This is a genomic window from Rhodococcus sp. 4CII (assembly GCF_014256275.1).
In the GTDB taxonomy this organism is placed as follows: Bacteria; Actinomycetota; Actinomycetes; order Mycobacteriales; family Mycobacteriaceae; genus Rhodococcus_F; species Rhodococcus_F wratislaviensis_A.
This window is the reverse complement of sequence record NZ_JACCFE010000002.1, coordinates 6,770,165-6,789,816: the sequence shown is the minus strand read 5'-3', so window position 1 is coordinate 6,789,816 and position 19,652 is coordinate 6,770,165. Positions and strand designations below refer to the sequence as shown.

17 protein-coding genes and 1 pseudogene are annotated in these 19,652 nt (G+C 68.5%); 9 read left to right on the top strand and 9 right to left on the bottom strand.

Annotation, left to right across the window (positions count from 1 at the left end):
* Position 1: 1 nt before the first annotated feature.
* Genes hisG through metH form a run of 6 tightly spaced genes read right to left on the bottom strand, consistent with a single transcriptional unit; the run spans position 2 to position 7,230 of the window.
* Entirely contained in the window at positions 2 to 853 is an 852-nt protein-coding gene (gene hisG / locus H0B43_RS32305) for an ATP phosphoribosyltransferase (RefSeq protein WP_012687844.1), read from the bottom strand.
* Positions 854 to 900: 47 nt separating this feature from the next.
* Positions 901 to 1,182 carry a phosphoribosyl-ATP diphosphatase gene (locus tag H0B43_RS32300; RefSeq protein ID WP_009473527.1) on the bottom strand — a complete coding sequence of 94 codons (282 nt, stop codon included), beginning with the start codon at positions 1,180 to 1,182 and terminating at the stop codon, positions 901 to 903.
* Between the two features lie 25 nt (positions 1,183 to 1,207).
* Positions 1,208 to 2,101 carry a pseudouridine synthase gene (locus H0B43_RS32295; RefSeq protein ID WP_185724221.1) on the bottom strand — a complete coding sequence of 298 codons (894 nt, stop codon included), beginning with the start codon at positions 2,099 to 2,101 and terminating at the stop codon, positions 1,208 to 1,210.
* A 1-nt stretch (position 2,102) separates the two neighbouring features.
* Positions 2,103 to 2,960 (bottom strand): rhodanese-related sulfurtransferase, encoded by an 858-nt coding sequence (locus tag H0B43_RS32290; protein WP_185724222.1) that lies wholly within the window; start codon positions 2,958 to 2,960, stop codon positions 2,103 to 2,105.
* 15 nt (positions 2,961 to 2,975) lie between these two features.
* Positions 2,976 to 3,668: an HAD family phosphatase gene (locus tag H0B43_RS32285; protein ID WP_185724223.1), complete on the bottom strand. Its 693-nt coding sequence runs from the start codon at positions 3,666 to 3,668 to the stop codon at positions 2,976 to 2,978.
* Complete coding sequence (metH, locus tag H0B43_RS32280; protein WP_185724224.1) at positions 3,661 to 7,230, bottom strand: methionine synthase; 3,570 nt, start codon at positions 7,228 to 7,230, stop codon at positions 3,661 to 3,663. The genes H0B43_RS32285 and metH overlap by 8 nt, the downstream gene beginning before the upstream one ends.
* A gap of 51 nt (positions 7,231 to 7,281) precedes the next feature.
* Here metH and H0B43_RS32275 point away from each other — a divergent pair, with 51 nt between their 5' ends.
* The 6 genes from H0B43_RS32275 (at position 7,282) to H0B43_RS32250 (ending at position 15,272) form a co-directional block, all read left to right on the top strand.
* Positions 7,282 to 8,223, top strand: coding sequence for a PAC2 family protein (locus H0B43_RS32275; protein WP_185724225.1), 942 nt, complete (start codon positions 7,282 to 7,284; stop codon positions 8,221 to 8,223).
* Positions 8,220 to 9,371, top strand: coding sequence for an MFS transporter (locus H0B43_RS32270; RefSeq protein ID WP_185724226.1), 1,152 nt, complete (start codon positions 8,220 to 8,222; stop codon positions 9,369 to 9,371). Before H0B43_RS32275 ends, H0B43_RS32270 begins: the two co-directional genes overlap by 4 nt.
* A gap of 90 nt (positions 9,372 to 9,461) precedes the next feature.
* Positions 9,462 to 11,954 (top strand): nitrite reductase large subunit NirB, encoded by a 2,493-nt coding sequence (nirB, locus tag H0B43_RS32265; protein WP_185724227.1) that lies wholly within the window; start codon positions 9,462 to 9,464, stop codon positions 11,952 to 11,954.
* On the top strand, positions 11,951 to 12,277 hold the full coding sequence (locus H0B43_RS32260; protein ID WP_185724228.1) for a Rieske 2Fe-2S domain-containing protein: 327 nt from the start codon (positions 11,951 to 11,953) through the stop codon (positions 12,275 to 12,277). Before nirB ends, H0B43_RS32260 begins: the two co-directional genes overlap by 4 nt.
* A 122-nt stretch (positions 12,278 to 12,399) precedes the next feature.
* On the top strand, positions 12,400 to 14,583 hold the full coding sequence (locus H0B43_RS32255; protein WP_185724229.1) for an acyltransferase family protein: 2,184 nt from the start codon (positions 12,400 to 12,402) through the stop codon (positions 14,581 to 14,583).
* Positions 14,584 to 14,675: 92 nt separating this feature from the next.
* Positions 14,676 to 15,272, top strand: coding sequence for a carboxymuconolactone decarboxylase family protein (locus H0B43_RS32250; RefSeq protein ID WP_185724230.1), 597 nt, complete (start codon positions 14,676 to 14,678; stop codon positions 15,270 to 15,272).
* Here H0B43_RS32250 and H0B43_RS32245 read toward each other — a convergent pair.
* Positions 15,257 to 15,697, bottom strand: coding sequence for a DUF3224 domain-containing protein (locus H0B43_RS32245; protein ID WP_185724231.1), 441 nt, complete (start codon positions 15,695 to 15,697; stop codon positions 15,257 to 15,259). The two genes, H0B43_RS32250 and H0B43_RS32245, sit on opposite strands and share 16 nt — an antisense overlap.
* Before the next feature lie 65 nt (positions 15,698 to 15,762).
* On the opposite strand from H0B43_RS32245, the pseudogene H0B43_RS42930 reads away from it, so the two are divergent.
* Positions 15,763 to 16,561, top strand: a pseudogene (locus H0B43_RS42930) (helix-turn-helix domain-containing protein).
* 18 nt (positions 16,562 to 16,579) lie between these two features.
* Here H0B43_RS42930 and H0B43_RS32235 read toward each other — a convergent pair.
* Together H0B43_RS32235 and H0B43_RS32230 are read right to left on the bottom strand one after the other, a co-directional pair.
* Complete coding sequence (locus tag H0B43_RS32235) at positions 16,580 to 16,792, bottom strand: hypothetical protein (protein WP_185724233.1); 213 nt, start codon at positions 16,790 to 16,792, stop codon at positions 16,580 to 16,582.
* A 13-nt stretch (positions 16,793 to 16,805) separates the two neighbouring features.
* Entirely contained in the window at positions 16,806 to 17,396 is a 591-nt protein-coding gene (locus H0B43_RS32230; protein ID WP_185724234.1) for a helix-turn-helix domain-containing protein, read from the bottom strand.
* A 47-nt stretch (positions 17,397 to 17,443) separates the two neighbouring features.
* Here H0B43_RS32230 and H0B43_RS32225 point away from each other — a divergent pair, with 47 nt between their 5' ends.
* Both H0B43_RS32225 and H0B43_RS32220 read left to right on the top strand, forming a co-directional pair.
* A complete protein-coding gene (locus H0B43_RS32225; protein ID WP_185724235.1) occupies positions 17,444 to 18,283 on the top strand; it encodes a trans-aconitate 2-methyltransferase in 840 nt (279 codons plus the stop codon).
* Positions 18,284 to 18,414: 131 nt separating this feature from the next.
* Complete coding sequence (locus tag H0B43_RS32220; protein WP_185724236.1) at positions 18,415 to 19,536, top strand: type IV toxin-antitoxin system AbiEi family antitoxin; 1,122 nt, start codon at positions 18,415 to 18,417, stop codon at positions 19,534 to 19,536.
* Positions 19,537 to 19,652 lie beyond the last annotated feature (116 nt).

Sequence of the window (19,652 nt, the reverse complement as noted above, 5' to 3'; positions counted from 1 at the left end):
TTCAGAGCGCGCGGCAGGACCGGATGTTCGACGCGAGGATCGCCTTGGCGCCGAGGTCGGCGAGTTCGTCCATGACGCCGTTGTGGCCCTTGATCGGCACCATCGCGCGGACCGCGACCCAGTTCTCGTCGGCGAGCGGCGACAACGTCGGCGATTCCAGGCCGGGGGTGATCTTCAACGCGTCGTCGAGGATCGTCTTGGGGCAGTCGTAGTCCAGCATCAGGTTCTGCTGCGCGAACACGATGCCGCGCACGCGCTCGACGAGCTGGTTGCGCGCGGAATCGTCGGCGGGCGAACCGGCCCGCTCGATGAGCACACCCTCGGAGTCGCACAGGGTGTCGCCGAAAGCGACCAGGTTGTGCTGGCGCAGCGTGCGGCCGGATCCGACGACGTCGGCAATGGCATCGGCGACGCCGAGCTGAATCGAGATCTCCACGGCGCCGTCGAGGCGGATGACCGAGGCCTCGATTCCGCGGGCGGACAGGTCGTCGCGCACCAGGTTGGGGTAAGACGTGGCGATGCGGAGTCCGGCGAGGTCCTCGACCTTCCAGTCCTTGCCCGCGGGCGCTGCGTACCGGAACGTGGAGCGGCCGAAGCCGAGCGACAGCCGCTCGGCGACCGGGGCGCCCGAATCACGGGCGAGGTCGCGGCCGGTGATACCGAGATCCAGTTCACCGGATCCGACGTAGATCGCGATGTCCTTGGGGCGCAGGAAGAAGAACTCGACTTGGTTGGACGGGTCCAGGACCGTCAGGTCGCGGGAGTCGGTGCGACGGCGGTAGCCTGCCTCACTGAGGATTTCGGCGGCGGACTCGGACAGCGAGCCCTTGTTCGGGACTGCGACGCGCAGCATGGCGGAGGGTTCCTTTCGGGAGCGGGTGGAGGAGTCTCGATCACCGATCACAGATGTCGGTAGACGTCCTCGAGTTTCAGGCCCTTACCCACCATCAGCACCTGCGTCCAGTACAGCAGCTGGGAGATCTCCTCGGCGAGCGCCTCGTCGCTCTCGTGCTCGGCGGCGATCCACACCTCACCCGCCTCTTCGAGGATCTTCTTTCCCTGCGAATGGACGCCGGCGTCCAAGGCGGCAACGGTGCCGGACCCCTCGGGGCGGGTAGCGGCACGCTCGGTCAGCTCGGCGAACAGGGATTCGAAGGTCTTCACGAGGACCCATTGTTTCACGCCGCCGCGGACCTCTCCGAACCGGTCACCACCCGAGTGTGCGGCGACTCTCGAAGCGGCGGACGTCGCCGGAACGGGGATCGGTGAACTCGATGGCCCGCGCCAGCAGGCGCAGCGGGGTCGAGAAGTCGCCGGGCTCGGATCGGCGGAAGTCCGGGTAGTAGTTGTCGCCTTCGATCGGCAACCCCAGCGAGGACATGTGAAGGCGCAATTGGTGCGTCCGGCCGGTCTTCGGCAGCAGCCGGTATCGTCCGCGACCGTCGCGGGCCTCGATCAGGTCGACGACGGTTTCACTGTTCGGTTCTCCCGGTTCCTCCGTCGCCGTCATGATCCCGTGTTCCTTCACGATGCGGCTGCGGATGGTCCGCGGGAACGCGACCTCCGGATCGTGTGCGGCGACGGCCTCGTATTCCTTGGTGACCTGCTTTGACACGAACAGGTCCTGATACGGCCTGCGGTCCTCTCGTCGCACCAGGAACACCAGGACACCGGCCGTCATCCGGTCGAGCCGGTGCGCCGGCGTGAGGTCGGGCAGGTCGAGCGCCCTCCGCAGCCGCACCACCGCCGTCTCGGTGATATGCGCGCCGCGCGGAATCGTGGCGAGGAAATGGGGCTTGTCGATCACCACGAGGTGGTCGTCGCGGTGGAGGATGTCGATCTCGAACGGAACGGGGATCTCCGGGGCCGGGTCCCGGTAGAAGTACACGAACCGGGTCGGGGAATACCGGGTGCCTCGGTCGACCACCCGTCCGTGTTCGTCGACGACTCCGCCGCCGTCGATCAGGGACAGCCAGTGCGCGCACTCGTCCGGGTAGGTCTGAATCAGGAAGTCGGCGACCGTCTTCGTGTCGAGTCCGGCCGGCATTCTCAGGCGATCGGGACCGAGCCCGTTGCGGACCGGCAGGGGCGCCCCGGCCACCTCAGGCGGTCCGGTTCTCGGCGCAGCCGTCGCAGACGAGGACGAGTTCGCGGCCCCGGTCGTCGGGCAGATTTTCGTACCGGGACGTCGGACCGCCGCACTCCGTGCAGCGTCCCAGGGTCTTCGCCCGCTCGCTGAACTCGACGGACATCCGCTTGTCGAAGACGTAGAGCGAGCCTTCCCACAGACCGGTGTCGCCGAACGTCTCCCCGTAGCGGACGATGCCGCCGTCCATCTGGTAGACCTCCCCGAACCCGCGCGCACGCATCAGCGAAGACAGGACCTCGCAGCGCACTCCGCCGGTGCAGTAGGTGACCACCGCCTTGTCCTTGAGGTGGTCGTACTTGCCGCTGTCGAGTTCGTTCACGAACTCGCGGGTGGTCGACACGTCGGGCACGACGGCGCCCCGGAACCGGCCGATCTCCGCCTCGAAACTGTTGCGGCCGTCGAAGAAGACGACGTCGTCGCCGCGGCCCTCGACCAGTCGGTGCACCTCGTCCGGCGCCAGGTGGGTGCCACCGCCGACGACACCGCCCGCGTCCACCTTCAGCTCGCCCGGCGCACCGAACGTCACGATCTCCGACCGGACCTTCACGCTCAGGCGCGGGAAGTCGTCCCCGAGCCCGTCGGACCACTTGATGTCGGCGTTCTTGAACGGGACGTAGCTGCGGGTTCCCTTCACGTACCGCTTGACGTCGTGGATGTCGCCGCCGACGGTCGCGTTGATGCCGTGCTCGGAGACGAGGATCCGCCCGGTGAGGTCGTGTGCCGCGGCGAGCGTGTACTGCCACAGCCGTATCGCCTCCGGGTCGGCGAGCGGAGTGAACACGTAGAACAGCACGATTTTCGGGACAGCCACGGGAAATCAGGATACCTAGAGACGCACACCGCTCCGCTGCGCCCACATGTCGACGAGGTCGGAACCGGTGAGACCCTCGAGGCTGTCCCGGAACACCCGCCCCGGGCCGTCGTCCACCGGAATCTCGCACGGGACGACGAGCACGACGCATCCCGCGGCCTGCGCGGACGCCGCGCCGGTGGGCGAATCCTCGATGGCGAGGCATTGCGACGGATCGAGCCCGAGCAGTTCCGCACCCCGCAGATACGGGTCCGGATGCGGTTTGCCCGCCGGAACCTCGTCGCCGCACACCGAGTGGTCGAAGTGATGCCGGCCGAGCGTCTCGAGTGCCCGCTCGGTGAGCCGACGTTCGGTGTTGGTCACCAGCGCCGACCGCAGGCCGTGGGCCCGCACGGTCCGCAGGGCGTCGTGGGCGCCCGGCCGCCACGGGATCCCGTCGCCGAACAGTTCCTCGACGCGGGTGAACATCCACTCCTTGGCCTCGGCGAGCGACGCCGGGTCCCGGTCGAGCCCGAGGGCGTCGAAGATGACGCCGAGAGCGTTGGCGCTGGACGCACCGATCGTCTTCAGCCGCGTCTCCTCGGTCATGGGACCGCCGAGGTGCAACGACAACTCCCGGACCGCGACGTCCCACATCTTCTCGGAATCGAGCAGCGTTCCGTCCATGTCCCACAGAACGCCTGCGAGACCGGCCTGCCCGTCAGACATTGAAGTACTTCGCTTCCGGGTGGTGCAGCACGAAGGCGTCGGTGGACTGCTCGGGATGCAACTGCAATTCCTCGGACAGTTTCACGCCGATCCGTTCGGGTTCGAGCAGCGCCACCATCTTCGCGCGGTCCTCCAGGTTGGGGCACGCGCCGTACCCGAAGGAGTAGCGGGCACCGCGGTACGCGAGGTCGAAGAATCCGGACACCTCGGACGGGTCCTGCTCGGCCACGTTGTGACCGCCGGGCAGCACGAGTTCCTCACGGACCCGCTGATGCCAGTACTCGGCCAGCGATTCCGTCAGCTGCACACCGATGCCGTGCACCTCGAGGTAGTCGCGGTACGCGTTGGCGGCGAACAACTCGTTCGCGAAGTCGGCGATCGGCTGCCCCATCGTGACCAACTGCATCGGGAACACGTCGACCTGACCGGTCTCCTTCGCCTCGGTGCGGGACCGGACGAAGTCGGCGACGCACAGGAACCGGTCGCGGTGCTGGCGTGGGAACGTGAACCGGAACCGTTCCTCCGCGTCGGGCGTCGGGTCGGTGAGCACGACCACGTCGTCGCCCTCGGAGACGGCGGGGAAATACCCGTACACCACCGCGGCGTGCGCGAGGATCCCCTCGGTGCTGAGCCGGTCGAGCCAGTACCGCAGCCGGGGCCGGCCCTCGGTCTCCACCAGTTCCTCGTACGTGGGACCGTCGCCGGAACGCTGCCCGCGCAGACCCCACTGGCCGAGGAACAGGGCACGCTCGTCGAGCAGCCCCGAGTAGTCCGACAGCGACACGCCCTTCACGATCCGGTTGCCCCAGAACGGCGGGCTCGGGACCGCGATGTCGGTGGCCACGTCGGACCGCTCCGGCAGCACGACGGGGACCTCGGCGGCCTTGCGCTTCTCCGCGATCCGCTTGGACCGCTCGTGGCGGGCCTTGCGTTCGGCCGCCTTCTCGCGGGCCGCGATCGCTTCCGGGCTGTCCGGGTCGGGTGCGCCGCCCCGCTTGACGGCCATGATCTCGTCCATCCGATGCAGGCCCTCGAACGCGTCACGCGCGTAGCTGACGTCGCCCTCATACACCTCGGCCAGGTCGTTCTCCACGTACGAACGCGTCAGTGCGGCACCACCGAGGAGGACGGGGAACTTCTCCGCGACACCCTTGGCGTTGAGCTCCTGCAGGTTGTCCTTCATCACGACGGTCGACTTCACGAGCAGCCCGGACATGCCGATGACGTCGGCCTTCTGCTCGATCGCCGCATCGAGGATCGTGGCGATCGGCTGCTTGATGCCCAGGTTGACGACGTCGTAGCCGTTGTTGCTGAGAATGATGTCGACGAGGTTCTTGCCGATGTCGTGGACGTCGCCCTTGACGGTGGCGATGACGATGCGGCCCTTCCCGTCCTCGTCGGTGGCCTCCATGTGCGGTTCGAGGTACGCGACGGCCGCCTTCATCACCTCGGCCGACTGCAGCACGAACGGCAGCTGCATCTGCCCAGATCCGAAGAGCTCGCCCACGGTCTTCATGCCGGAGAGCAGGGTCTCGTTGATGATCGCGAGCGGCGGCTTCTCCTCCATCGCCGCGGTGAGGTCCTCGTCGAGGCCGGCGCGTTCGCCGTCGACGATGCGACGTTCCAGCCGCTCGAACAGTGGAAGCGCCGCCAGCTCCTGGGCGCGGGATTCGCGCGCCGACGCCGCGGACACGCCCTCGAACAGTTCCATCAGCTTCTGCAGGGGGTCGTAGCCCTCACGGCGACGGTCGTAGACCAGGTCGAGGGCCGTTTCCCGCTGTTCGTCGGGGATCCGCGCCATCGGCAGGATCTTCGACGCGTGCACGATGGCCGTGTCCAGGCCTGCTTCGGTGCACTCGTGCAGGAACACCGAGTTCAGGACCTGCCGGGCCGCCGGGTTCAGGCCGAACGAGATGTTGGACACACCGAGGGTGAAGTGCACCCGCGGATGCCGCTTCTTCAGCTCGCGGATCGCCTCGATCGTCTCGATGCCGTCGCGGCGGACCTCTTCCTGACCGGTGGAGATCGGGAACGTCAGGGCGTCGATGATGACGTCGGACTCGTCGAGGCCCCAGTTCACCGTGATGTCCTCGAGCAGGCGCTCGGCGATGCGGACCTTGTGCTCCGCCGTACGCGCCTGGCCCTCCTCGTCGATGGTCAGCGCGACGACGGCAGCGCCGTGCTCCTTGACGAGCCGCATGATCTTCTGGAACCGCGAGTCCGGACCGTCGCCGTCCTCGTAGTTCACGGAGTTGACGGCGCAGCGGCCGCCGAGGTGTTCGAGGCCGGCCTGCAGGACCGCGGGCTCGGTGGAGTCGAGCATGACCGGCAATGTCGAGGCCGTCGCGAACCGGCTCGCGAGCGCGGCCATGTCGGCGGCGCCGTCACGGCCGACGTAGTCGACGTTCAGGTCGAGCATGTGCGCGCCGTCGCGCGTCTGGTCCTTCGCGATGTCGAGGCACTTCTGGTAATCCTCGGCGATCATCGCCTCACGAAAAGCCTTGGAGCCGTTGGAGTTCGTGCGTTCACCGATCATCAGGATGCTGGCGTCCTGCTCGAACGGCACCGCCGTGTAGAGCGAGGACGTCCCCGACTCGTGCACCGGGGAGCGCTCGGCCTTCTCCACGAGGCGTACCGCCTCGGCCACCTGCCGGATGTGCTCCGGGGTGGTGCCGCAGCAGCCGCCGACCAGACCGAGACCGAACTCGGTGACGAAGCCGCTGAGCGCCTCCGCGAGCTCCTCCGCGGTGAGCGGGTACTCGGCGCCGTTCGGTCCGAGCTGCGGCAGTCCGGCGTTGGGCATCACCGACACCGGGAGCGAGCTGTACTTCGACAGGTGCCGGAGGTGCTCGCTCATCTCGGCGGGACCGGTCGCGCAGTTGAGGCCGATCATGTCGATACCGAGTGGCTCCAGCGCGGTCAGCGCGGCACCGATCTCGCTACCGAGGAGCATCGTGCCGGTGGTCTCGACCGTGACGTGAGTGATGATCGGCAGCCGCGACCCCAGCGTCTCCATCGCCCGCTGGCTGCCCAGGATGGCGGCCTTCACCTGAAGCAGGTCCTGGCACGTCTCGACGAGGATCGCGTCGGCGCCCCCGTCGATCATGCCCATCGCGGCCTCGGCGTAGGCGTCGCGAAGTGTCGCGAACGGTGCGTGGCCGAGCGTCGGGAGCTTGGTTCCGGGCCCCATCGAGCCGAGGACGAAGCGTCCCATGCCGTCGCGCCCCGGACCCATCTCGTCGGCCACCTCGCGCGCCAGCCGCGTACCCTTCTCGGCCAGTTCCCGGATACGGTCCGAAATGTCGTAATCGGCCAGGTTGGGGAGATTGCAGCCGAACGTGTTGGTCTCGACTGCGTCGGCCCCGGCCTCGAAGTACGCGCGGTGGATGTCTTTCAGCACGTCAGGGCGGGTGTCGTTGAGGATCTCGTTGCAGCCTTCGAGCCCGAGGAAGTCGTCGAGGGTGAGATCCGCGGCCTGCAACATGGTGCCCATGGCTCCGTCGCCGATGACAACGCGCTGGTTCAACGCATCGAGCAGGGCAGAGTGAAATGGCGCAGACATGCCGTCCAGACTAGTGGGCGCGGGAACCAACGCTGGCCGTAGGCTGGGTGGGTGAGTTCCAGTGAGTTCCCTGTCACGCCTGCGGGCCGCGACGACGACGCCCCCGACACCGTGGATGCCGGTGCGGCGGACGACGGCGTGCCCGTACTTCGTGACCCTGTCCTGGTCGCCGCCTTCGAGGGTTGGAACGACGCCGGTGACGCCGCGAGCGGCGCCGTCGAGCATCTCGAGCTGACCTGGGACGCCCAGCCGCTCGCCGAGCTCGACTCCGAGGAATACTACGACTACCAGGTCAATCGTCCCACGGTGCGACAGGTCGACGGCGTCACCCGGGAGATCGTGTGGCCCACCACCCGGCTGTCGGTGTGCTCCCCTCCCGGCAGCGCCCGCGACGTCGTGCTGCTCCGCGGGATCGAACCGAACATGCGCTGGCGCAGCTTCTGCGAAGACCTCCTCGAGCTGATCGACCAACTCCGGATCAACACGGTGGTGATCCTCGGAGCGCTGCTCGCGGACACCCCGCACACGCGGCCGGTCCCGGTGACGGGCAGCGCCTACAGCAGCGAGGCCGCCGAGCGGTTCAACCTCGAGCAGACCCGGTACGAGGGGCCGACCGGCATCACCGGTGTGCTGCAGGACGCGTGCGTCCGGGCCGGTGTGCCTGCGGTTTCGTTCTGGGCGGCCGTGCCCCACTACGTGTCCCAGCCGCCTAACCCCAAGGCGACGGTCGCGCTGTTGCAGCGCGTCGAGGATGTCCTCGACATGGAAGTCCCCCTCGGCGAACTGCCGTCCCAGGCCGACGACTGGCAGGAAGCCGTCACGGAGATGACCGCGGACGACGAAGAGATCGGCGAGTACGTCCGCTCCCTCGAAGAGCGGGGCGACGCCGAGACCGACATCTCCGAGGCCATCTCGAAGATCGACGGTGACGCGCTCGCGGCCGAGTTCGAGCGGTACCTCCGCAGGCGCGGGCCCGGCAGCTTCGGGCTGTGACGAAGAACTCACCCGGGTCGCTTCGTTCCTCGCTCCAGCGCACGGCGCTCTACGCCGGCGGTTTCCTCGGTCCGTTCGGCGGCGGGGTCGTCGCCTCCATCCTCCCCGAGATCGGGAACGACCTCGGGGTCAGCGCGTCCGCCGCGGCAAGTTCGCTGACCGCGTATCTGTTGCCGTTCGCATTGCTGATGCTGGTGTCGGGCACGCTGGGCGCCCGGTGGGGGCAGACGCGGACGGTGCGCATCGCCTACGGGGTCTACCTGCTGTCGTCGCTGGCGTGTTTCCTCGCGCCGACGCTCCCGCTCTTTCTCGGCGCCCGCGTGCTCCAAGGGTGTTCCAACTCCTTCACGACGCCACTGCTGCTGGCCGCGCTCGCCGCGTCGACGCCGCAGAAGCATCTCGGCCGCGCCCTGGGGATCTTCGGCGCTTTCCAGGCCGCGGGGCAGTCGAGCGCGCCTCTCGTCGGCGGACTCGCGGCCGAGGTCGACTGGCGACTCGCCTTCCTCGTCATCGCGCTGGTCGCCGCGGTGCTGGGGGCGGTCGGTGTGCCCGACAGCGCTCCCGCCGAGACCGGTGCCGCCCGCCCGCGGTTGCGCGACGCTCTCACCCCGCCGGTCCTGAGAATTGGAATGGTCGCGCTCCTGGGGTGGGGCGCACTGGGCGGACTGAGTTTCCTGGTCGCGTTCCGCGCCGGGGACGTGTTCGGGCTGAGCCCCACGCAGCGCGGTCTGCTGCTCACCGGATTCGGTGTGGCGGGGATCCTCACCGCACGGCTCGTCGGCGGGGTCATCGACAGGATCGGGGCCCGGGCCGCCGTGCTGATCGGCGCGTTCGCGGGGGCGATTCTCGTCGCGGCCGCCGGCACCGTGTCGCTCCTCGCGGTGGTGGCGGTAGCGTGGTTCGCGGCCGGAACCGCGGGCCAGTTCATCCTTGTCGGGGTCAATGCCGCGGTGCTCGGGTCGCCGGGCCCGAACCGGGGTGGCGCGGTCTCGGTCGTGCAGGCGTTGCGGTTCATGGGCAACGCGCTCGCACCGATCACCCTCACCCCGGTGTACGCGGTGTCGCCCGCCGCGGGTTTCCTTCTGCCCGCCGCGCTCCTCGCCGTGCTGGCCCCACTGCTGATGCCGCGCGACCGCCCACCTGCCTGACGCAGAGTCCGGGAGGGCTGTGAGGTGTTTCTGATTCCCACGTAACGTGCACGCAGCCGTTACGACACTCCGGAGGCGGAGCCTCGGTGCATGGCCCACACACCGAGTTCGAGCAAGCTGCTGGTCGTCGGCAACGGTATGGCCGGCGCGCGCACCGTCGAGGAGGTCCTGAATCGCGGCGGACGCGAGCGTTTCGAGATCACCATGATCGGTGACGAGCCGTACGGCAACTACAACCGGATCATGCTCTCGCACGTGCTGTCCGGGGAGGCGGCCGTCGACGACGAGGACCTCATCCTCAACCCCGTGGGCTGGTACACCGCGAACGGCGTCAAGCTGCACGCCGGTGACCGGGCGGTCGCGCTCGACCGGTTCGCGAAGACCGTCACGTGCGAGAGCGGCCGCGTCGTCGACTACGACGTGCTGATCATCGCCACGGGGAGCAACACGTTCTTCCCCAACATGGACGGGCTGCGGGAGCACGACGGACGCCTGGCCCGCGGTGTGTTCGGATTCCGGAACATCGCCGACACCAACGGCATGCTCCAGATGGCGCAGGCCCACGACGTGTCGGCGGTGGTGATCGGCGGCGGACTGCTCGGACTCGAGGCCGCGTACGGGCTGCGCACGCAAGGGCTCACGGTCAATGTGGTGCACTCCCCCGGGCACTTGATGAACCAGCAGCTCGACGAGCGCGGCGGCAGCGTCCTGCGCGCCGAGATCGAGAAGCTGGGCGTCGGCGTCCACACGTCGATGCGGACCACCGCCGTGCTGCGGAACGAGGCCGGCCTGGTGACCGGGGTGTCGTTCGTCGACGGATCGACCCTGGACGCCGACATGGTCGTCGTCACCGCGGGCATCCGGCCCAACACGGAACTGGCGCGCGCCGCGGGACTGGTGGTCGAGCGCGGCGTCGTCGTCGACGACCAGATGCGCTGTGAGGACGAGGGTTCCGTGTACGCCGTCGGCGAGTGCGCACAGCACCGTGGGGAGACGTACGGCCTCGTCGCACCGGTGTGGGAACAGTCCGTCATCCTCGCCGACGTCCTCACCGGCTCCGATCCGGAAGCGGCCTACGTGGGTTCGCGCACCACCACCAAACTGAAGGTCGCGGGTGTCGACGTCGCTGCGATGGGCGTCAAGGGCCCGGAGACGGCGGACGACGAGTTCGTCCAGTATTACGAACCCCGCAGCGGCACTTACAAGAGTCTCGTCGTCCGGGACGGCAAACTGATCGGCGCCACCCTGATGGGTGACATCAGCAAGGCGGGCTTCCTCACGCAGGCGTTCGACGGCAAGGTTCCGCTGCCGGAGGAGCGGATCAGCATGCTCTTCGACGTCGGGGCCCCGACTGCCGCGGCGAGCGCCGCCGACCTTCCCGACGATCTGCAGGTGTGCAACTGCAACGGCGTGAGCAAGGGAGATCTGGTGGCCCGCGTCCATTCCGGCGCCAAGACCCTGACCGATGTCTGCGCGCAGACCCGGGCGGGCAAGGGATGTGGCTCGTGCAAGGGCCTCGTCGCCGACATCGTGGCCTGCGCCGCCGGCGGCGAACTCGAGGCCGATCCGTCCGCCGACTGGTACGTGCCGTGCATCCCCCTGAGCAAGCCCGAACTCGTCGCGACCATCCGGGAACGCGACCTCCGCGCCGTGTCGCAGGTGTTCGCCGCACTCGCAACCGGCGGCGAGGAGGACGCGTCCGCGAAGATGCCGCTCGCGTCCCTGCTCCGCACCGTCTGGGGTCCCGAGTGGGTGGACGAGCGCGGCGCGCTGTTCATCAACGACCGCGTGCACGCCAACATTCAGCGTGACGGCACGTTCTCGGTGGTCCCGCAGATGAAGGGCGGCGTCACCACGCCGGATCAGCTCCGGAAGATCGCTGACGTCGCCGACAAGTACGCCGTCCCGCTCGTGAAGGTGACCGGTGGGCAGCGCATCGATCTCCTCGGCATCAAGAAGGAAGATCTGCCCCGGGTGTGGGGCGACCTCGACATGCCGTCCGGGTTCGCGTACGGCAAGAGCATGCGCACGGTGAAGACCTGTGTCGGAACGGATTTCTGCCGCTACGGTCTCGGCGACTCGACGAGCCTCGGCATCGCACTCGAGGAGCGGTTCCAGGGTCTGGAGACACCCGCGAAGCTCAAACTCGCCGTGGCCGGATGCCCACGCAACTGTTCCGAGGCGCTGTGCAAGGACTTCGGCGTGGTCGCGGTCGGTGACGGCCGCTGGGAGATCTACGTCGGCGGCGCCGCCGGAGCCCACATCCGCAAGGGCGACCTGCTGGCCACGGTCGAATCACCGGGAGCGGTACTGGAACTCGGCGGGCGGTTCATCCAGTACTACCGCGAGAACGCGAAATGGCTCGAACGCACCTACGACTTCGTGCCGCGGGTGGGGCTCGAACACCTTCAGGCGCTGCTGGTCCGAGACGAGGAGGACATCGTGACGGGATTGGACGAACGGATCCAGACGGCCGTGGACGGTTACCGCGACCCGTGGATGGAACGCACCGCACCGAAGTCGCCGGCGCAGTTCGCCCCCTCGCTCCCCCTGCTGCCGCTCCCCCAGGTGCCGGTCCGATGACGGCCCTGATCGACGACCCCTCCGGCGTCGCGGTGGGGCCGGTCAGCGACCTCACCCCGGGCGAAGGACGGACGTACGTCGTGCAGAACCGTCAGGTCGCCGTGTTCCTGTTGTCGGACGGAACAGTGCGGGCCATGGATGCGGTGTGCCCCCACCGGGGCGGCCCCCTCGCCGACGGGCAAATCGATGCCGGCGGCGTGATGTGCCCCCTCCACCAGTACGCGTTCTCCTTCGACACCGGTGCCTGCGCGTCCGACGGTGTCGGGTCCGTGCGCACCTACACCGCATCGATCCGCGACGGATCGGTGGTCGTGCACGTCTGAGACGCTCACAACCGCTGCGTTCCGGTACGGCGTGGCTTCCGGAAAACGTCGGCTCCGCTGTCATCATGAGGCCAGTGCTGCAGCCGAAGGAGAGCTCGTCGCATGGACAGGTCGTCAGTCGAATGAATACCGTCGCAAGTCCGGAACGGCGGCGGCTGTCCGCGGCGCGGCGCCCGAACGACGTGCCGCAGGCGGACACCGGTTTCCGCCCGGACATCGAAGGCCTGCGGGCGGTTGCGGTGCTGGCCGTGGTCCTGTTCCACGTGGGTGTCCCCGGGATGGCCGGAGGGTTCGCCGGGGTCGACATCTTCTTCGTCGTCTCGGGGTTTCTCATCACCGGGCTGCTGTGGCGGGACGTGGCGTCCACCGGCCGCGTCCGGCTCACCCACTTCTACGGTGCGCGGGCACGTCGGCTCCTCCCTGCCGGGTGTGTCGTGCTGGTGGCCACCGCAATCGGCGCCGCCGTCCTGTTGCCGCCGTTGCAGGCCCGCCAGGTTCTCGGCGACGGCATTGCCAGCGCGCTCTACGTCGGCAATTACCGGTTCGCGCTGCACGGCACCGACTACCTGGCGGCCGACACGCCCCCGTCGCCGTTCCAGCACTACTGGTCGCTCGGCGTGGAAGAACAGTTCTACCTGCTGTGGCCGGCGCTGATCATCGCGGTCGCCTGGCTCGTTCGGCGCCGGACCCGGCACGCCGAGTCCGACGCCCCACCGTCGGCGACGCCGTACCTGCTGCTCCTCGCCGTGGTCGCGGCAGCGTCGTTCGCGGTCTCGCTCGACTGGACCCGAAACCTCCCGCCGTGGGCGTTCTTCTCGCTCCCCTCGCGGGCATGGGAGTTGGCGGCCGGCGGGCTGGTGGCACTGTCGATCCGGCACTGGCGACGCCTGCCGCCGGTGGTCGCCGCAGCGGCCGGGTGGGCAGGCCTCGCCCTGATCGTCGTCGCCTGCACTCGACTGGGCGAGGCCACACCCTATCCCGGTACGGCCGCCCTGCTGCCCGTCGCCGGCACGGTACTGGTGATCGGGGCCGGTTGCGCTGCACCCCGACTGGGCGTCGGGCGGAGCCTGTCGCTGCCGCCCATGCGGGCCGTCGGCCGGATGTCGTATTCGTGGTACCTGTGGCACTGGCCCGTGTTGCTGCTCGCACCGGTCGTCCTCGGCCGCTCACTCGTCGTGACCGACCGCCTGGCGATCCTCCTGGTGTCCGCCGGACTCGCCCTCCTGACTCTGCACCTGATCGAGAACCCCGTCCGCTTCGCGACCCCGCTGCGGCACTCGACCGCGCGCAGTCTCGCGGTCGGCGGCACCGTCACCGCGCTCGCAGTCTGCGCAGCGCTGGTGCTGCTCGTGCTGCGGCCGGTGCCCGTCGGGCACGGCGCCGAGGCAGCGGCGCTGACCGTCGCTGCGCCACCCGTCCCGGCGGCGGCCGTCGATCCGCAGGAGGCGGCGGTGCGGGAGGTGACCGCACAGGTGCAGGCCGCGGTCACGGAATCGGCCGGGCTCCAGGCTGTCCCGTCGAATCTGTCGCCACCGCTCGCCGACGCGCCGGCGGACAAGCCCGCGGTGTTCGTCAACGGCTGCGTGCGCTCGTGGCGCGAGGTCGGGCAGGACGAGTGCGCGTCCGGAGACGTGACCTCACCGACGACGGTGGCCCTGGTCGGCGATTCACACGCCGCGATGTGGGCGCCGGCGTTCGAGCAGGCCGCCGAGCAGCATCACTGGCGGCTGGAGACCATGGGCAAGGTCACCTGCCCGCTTCTCGACCTGACCCTCACCAGCCCATATCTCGGTCGGGAGTACACGGAATGCGAGCAGTGGCGGGGCGAGATCGTCGACCGCCTGCAGACGGAGCGGCCGCGGTTGGTCGTGCTGAGCATGTCCCGCCGGTACGGCGCCGATTTCGGTTTCACCGTCTACGGTCAGGCCTGGCTCGACAGTCTGACCCGCCTGGTCACAGAACTCCGGGCCACGGGCGCAGCCGTTCTCGTGCTCGGACCGATTCCGGACCCGAAGTCGACCGTGCCGACCTGCTTGTCCGATCACCTGGACGACGCGACCGCCTGCTCGCCGCCGCGGCAGGTTGCGGTCGACGACGTCGGCGTCGCGGCCGAGGCGACCGCCACCACCGCCGGTGGCGGGCGGTACGCCGACCTCACCTCGCTGTTCTGCACCACCGACCTCTGTCCGGTAGTCGTCGGCAACGACCTCGTCTTCCGCGACGACAACCACCTGACCCTCGAACACGCACAGGCGCTCACCCCCGTCGTCGCGGCGCTCGCCGACCTCGCACTCGCACCGGGCTGAGGGGCGGCCGGCGCAAGAATCCGGTTCGGATGTCACATTCGGCTCGTGGCCGGTGTCTCTATGCCGAGAGCATTCCAACCGGAGGAGGAATCATGACCGGCAATACCAGGATCCCGCAGGCAGAGCTGACCGGCATCTACGGTGCGGTCGTCAAGCGGATGTCCCGCAAGTTGCTCGGCGAGGTGCCCGACGGGGTGGGGGTTGTGTGGCACAACCGTAAGGTGCTGAACTTCAGCTTCACCGTCGGTCGCAAGGTACAGAAGTGGGACCGGTGTGACGAGAATCTGAAATCATTTGCCCACATGGCGGTCGCGAGCATGGTCGGCTGCGGTTTCTGCCTGGACTACGGCTACTTCCAAGCCCACAACAAGGGACTGGACGAGACGAAGGCACGTGAGGTGCCCCGGTGGCGCGAGTCGGACGTCTTCAGCCCGTTGGAGCGCGACGTGCTGGAGTATGCCGAGGCGATGACGCTGACGCCGCCTACGGTCACCGACGACCTGTCGGCCAGGCTACTGGAGGCACTCGGCCCGGCCGCGATGGTGGAACTGACCGCGTTCATCGCACTGACTAACTTCATGACCCGCTCCAACACCGCGTTCGGCATCGAGTCGCAAGGCCTCGCGGCGTCGTGTGGCCTGAAGCCGCTGAGCACACGCTCGGCGACCCGTATTCAGCCGACGTCGTAGGACAGGACGAATTCGTAGCCGCTGTCGCCGGGTCCGGTGATGGACAGGTCTGCGCTGCCGCGCAGGTAGGTGAGACCGCCCGTGCCCATGCCCGGCACCACCTCGATCCGTGCCGAAACGGAACCCTGGTCCTGGATGCCGAGGTGCTGGAACACGCACGTTCCGTCGTGCCCGCCGATCGAGCCCTCGAAGCGCTCGAGGCCGAGCACCGGCGCAGCATCGGCCTTGTACGCGATCAAGTAGGCCACCGTGCTCGTTCCCTCGATGTCCCCGGAGTACGAGTATTCGACGGCCGCCCGGGTGGCGCCGCGCGCGGGATAATAGGTGTCGCCGGCGGTCGTACCTTCGCCGTCGATGTCGGTGATCACCGATTCCGACCACGACGCAATGGTGAACTTGCTTCGAGCAGTGTGTGAGTGGCTCATGTCAGGAGACTCTAGGTACGCGACGCCGTGGCGTTCTTGAACATTCGCGACACTAGGATGGGCGAGTGCCGAATGTGCCAGGACACCCCGAGGCGATCGTCCGCCCGACCGCCGACGCACCCGGTTTCGAGGTCGAACGAGTCGCTCCCCGACCGGATTTGGCCGAGTTCGTGGACTACCACTGGTTAGTGAGGTGGTCGGTGCCGAAGCCCCATCGGCAGCAGGTCGTTCCCCAGCCGCGCGTTCACATCGCCGCCGAGGACGGACAGTTGCTGGTGCACGGGATCTCCCGGTCGCCGTTCTACCGAACGTTGACCGGACACGGCCACGTGCTGGGAGCCGCGTTCCACGCCGGCGGGTTCCGGCCGCTGTTGAAGGGCAGTCTCGGTGCGATCTCTGGAACCGTCCAGCCCGGACGGGATCTGCTCGCCGGTGACGACCGCCCGGTCGCGGAACGGATCCTCGCCGGCACGGACAGCGCGGACATGATCGACGCCTTCGAGCGGTACCTTCTGCGCTCCGATCCCGTTCCGGATCCCACAGGACGGGAGGTCACGGTCCTGGTCGGCGACGCCCAGCGCCGCCGAGACATCGTCCGCGCAGACCAGCTCGCCGCACACGCCGGCTGCAGCCTGCGCACCCTGCAACGACTGTTCACCGAGTACGTCGGCATCGGACCGAAATGGGTGATCCAGCGGTTTCGCATACTCGACGCGGCCGCCGCCGCCCACTCGGGTGAGAGGATCGACTGGTCTGCGCTCCTACGAATTAGGGTTCAGCGACCAGGCCCACCTGACCCGGGTCTTCACCGAGGTCGTCGGTACACCGCCTGCCACCTATCAGCGCGCGAACGGCCTGCTGTAGCGCGTCCGGCGCCGCCGATCAGCTTGCGAAGCCGAGCCCCCGCTCCGCAAGCTCCTCCCCGAGGATCCGGATCGCCTTGGGTCCGACGCCGTGGATCTTCAACAGCTCCCTGGCGGTGACCGTCGTCAGTTGATGGAAACGCGTGTAGCCGTGCGCCGCGAGTTCGCGTCGCGACACCTTCCCCATGCTTGCGGGAAACTCGGTCTGATCTGAGGCCTCGGAAGGGGACATGCCGGTAAGCCAATCACGGCTGCGCAGGCGCGTCCACGGCGTGCAGGTGAGCACGCTCGCCGTCGTGGTCGAAGATGGTGAGGATCTCGACGGGACCGTCGTGGGCGCCGATGGAGTGCGGCACCATGGTCGAAAATTCGGCTGCCGCACCCTCTTCGATCAGGATGGTGCGCTCCCCCAGATGCAGACGCGCGGTCCCCGACAGGACGGTGAACCACTCGTGGCCGGGGTGCACGCTGACGTGCTCCGGTCCGGCGGGCCGCTCGGGGGTGATGCGCATCTTCGCGACGGTTGCACCGTGGAGCGCGCGTTCGCGGGACAGCAGCCAGGTCGTCAGCCCTCGGGTGTGTTCGGGCTGCGGTCGGATCACCACATCGTCGTCCTCTGCGGACTCGACGAGCTGATCGAGCGTGGTGCCCAGTGCCCGCGCGATGGGAACCAGCTGATCGAGCGCGATCCTGCGATGCCCGGTCTCGATGCGGCTGAGCGTGGACGGACTGAGATAGCAGCGCGCCGCGAGCGCGTCGAGCGACCAGCCCCGCGCCACCCTGAGACCGCGGATGCGCTGACGGATCACGGCGTCCAACCCCAAATCTTGCGTCATACGCAAGATCATATGCTTCCAGCGCATTGCCTGGTTAGCCTGGAGACATGGCACAGCATTCGCATCACCACACCGCGCACGCCCACCACCACGGACCCGCATGGGCAGAGCTCCTGGACCTGGACGCCGAAGTCCTCGGGTCCTACCTCCAACCGCTGACCGAATGGGCCGGGCAGCACACCCGCGAGATCCCGCGCAGGATCGTCGACGTGGGCGCGGGAACGGGCGTCGGCACCCTGACTCTGGCCCGGCGGTTCCCCACGGCCGAGGTGATCGCGATCGATCGGTCGGAGTTCATGCTCGAGCGCGTCCGAACGGCCGCGCTCGCGCGGGGCCTCGCCGACCGGGTGAGCGTCGTGCAGGCCGATCTCGACGTCGCATGGCCGGCGGTCGATGCCGGGGACGTCATGTGGGCCGCCTCCTCGCTACACGAGGTGACCGACCCCGATCGCGTGCTCCGCGACATGTACGGCGCACTGAACCCCGGCGGCCTGCTGATAGTGGTCGAGATGGACACCCTGCCAAGCCTTCTGCCCGACGACCTCGGCGTCGGCCGCCCAGGCTTGGAGTCACGCTGCCACGACGCGCTGGCCCGGATGAATTGGAACTCGCATCCGAACTGGCGATCACACCTGGAGCACGCCGGTTTCGAGATCGTCGAGGAACGCACCTTCGTCAGCGATGCGACCCCGGCGCCGCCGAGCACCGGACGTTACGCACACGCCCACCTGTGCCGCGTCCGCTCCACCCTCGACGGTCAACTGGCCGCCGACGATCTCAGCACTCTCGACCTCCTGCTGTCGGACGACGACCCGCAGAGCGTTCTGCTCCGCACGGATCTGGTCCCCCGTGGCAACCGGACGGCCTGGGCGGCTCGGCGTCCGTGATCAGTGTGACGACGGTGTGATCGTGGTGAGTTCGGCTCTGACATGACGCCTCGGTCGGGCACGAGACAGCGGCAGGTAGATTCGGGTTATTACTCGCTTCCGTAAGTGACCGATTCGGTTACGCTCGCGATGTGGCCACACAGGAGAACGCCGAATTCGCCGGGAGCGAGCCGAAGGTGCCGTTTCCCAAGCCGGAACGTGACATCGACCTCTACCGCCGGGCGATCGCGACGCTGCAAGCCGCACTCCCCCACGGCTGGACGTTGACGTCCGGAAAGTCACGCTCCCTCGCCGACGCCCCGGAACGATTACTGGTCGGCGCCCCGGGCGGCGAGACAGCGTCCTTTTCCGTCATCCCCGCCCGGGGGGTGCTCGCCGGCGACGCCGCCCGTTTCGCGGACAGCCTGTCCGAGTCGGACCGCGGATTCGTGTGTGCTCGTTACCTTTCCGAGCCGGTACGCCGGCAACTCGACGCCCGGGGCCTCTCCTATGCCGACGCGACGGGCAACACCTCGCTGGCCGCCGACCGGCCCGCGATCTGGGTGCGCGATCGCGGCGCGGACGCCGACCCGTGGCGCGGCCCCGGCCGTCCCGCCGCCCAGCTGACCGGCGACCCGGCCGCGCGAGTGGTTCGCGCACTCGCCGACCACTCGGGTCAACTCACGGTCCCCGAACTCATCCGGTTGTCCGGCGCGTCCACCGGCGCCACGTACCGGGTGGTCGAAACCCTCGAAGAGCGGGATCTACTCGAACGGCTCCCCCGCGGACCCATCACCAGCGTGCGGTGGCAGCAGATGCTGCGCGCCTGGAGCAGCGACACCAGCTTCAAGGACTGCCCCACCGTCGGCTACTTCGCACCCGAGGGGGTGCAGCCGTTTCTCGCGAAACTCGGGAAGGTCGCCGACCATCTGTATGCAGTCACGGGATCGGTCGCGGCCGCCGCGTTCGTCGAATACGCGCCGGCGCATCAGGTCCAGATCTATGCCGATCACGGTGAGCCGCTGGCCGCAGCTCTGGAACTTCGCCCCGTCGACCAGGGCGCCAACGTACTCGTCGCCACTCCCCGATCGGCGGCGGTGTTCGAGCGCACACTGTTCCGGGACAACGTCCGAGTGGTCGCGCCCGCGCAGGCCTACGCCGACCTGCTCGCCGGCACCGGGCGGCATCCCCAGGAAGCGGAGCATCTCCTCGCGTGGATGACCGAGAACCTGCCCGAGTGGAGAACAGCCCTCGGCGCACCGACGGTGACCTGACCGATCGCCGTCGGCCGGCCGAATCCGACTGAATGTGCGCGACACGACCACGCCACGCCGCGCGTGATGGCGCACACAAGCGTGCTCTGGTAGCAGGATGTACATCTTGTGGCCTC

Coding starts and splice junctions, on each gene's coding strand:
- H0B43_RS32230 (WP_185724234.1), bottom strand. CDS start 17,396: ATGACGCAAGATTTGGGGTTGGACGCCGTGATCCGTCAGCGCATCCGC.
- hisG (WP_012687844.1), bottom strand. CDS start 853: ATGCTGCGCGTCGCAGTCCCGAACAAGGGCTCGCTGTCCGAGTCCGCC.
- H0B43_RS32250 (WP_185724230.1), top strand. CDS start 14,676: ATGACCGGCAATACCAGGATCCCGCAGGCAGAGCTGACCGGCATCTAC.
- H0B43_RS32285 (WP_185724223.1), bottom strand. CDS start 3,668: ATGTCTGACGGGCAGGCCGGTCTCGCAGGCGTTCTGTGGGACATGGAC.
- H0B43_RS32260 (WP_185724228.1), top strand. CDS start 11,951: ATGACGGCCCTGATCGACGACCCCTCCGGCGTCGCGGTGGGGCCGGTC.
- metH (WP_185724224.1), bottom strand. CDS start 7,230: ATGTCTGCGCCATTTCACTCTGCCCTGCTCGATGCGTTGAACCAGCGC.
- H0B43_RS32225 (WP_185724235.1), top strand. CDS start 17,444: ATGGCACAGCATTCGCATCACCACACCGCGCACGCCCACCACCACGGA.
- nirB (WP_185724227.1), top strand. CDS start 9,462: ATGGCCCACACACCGAGTTCGAGCAAGCTGCTGGTCGTCGGCAACGGT.
- H0B43_RS32235 (WP_185724233.1), bottom strand. CDS start 16,792: ATGTCCCCTTCCGAGGCCTCAGATCAGACCGAGTTTCCCGCAAGCATG.
- H0B43_RS32255 (WP_185724229.1), top strand. CDS start 12,400: ATGAATACCGTCGCAAGTCCGGAACGGCGGCGGCTGTCCGCGGCGCGG.
- H0B43_RS32245 (WP_185724231.1), bottom strand. CDS start 15,697: ATGAGCCACTCACACACTGCTCGAAGCAAGTTCACCATTGCGTCGTGG.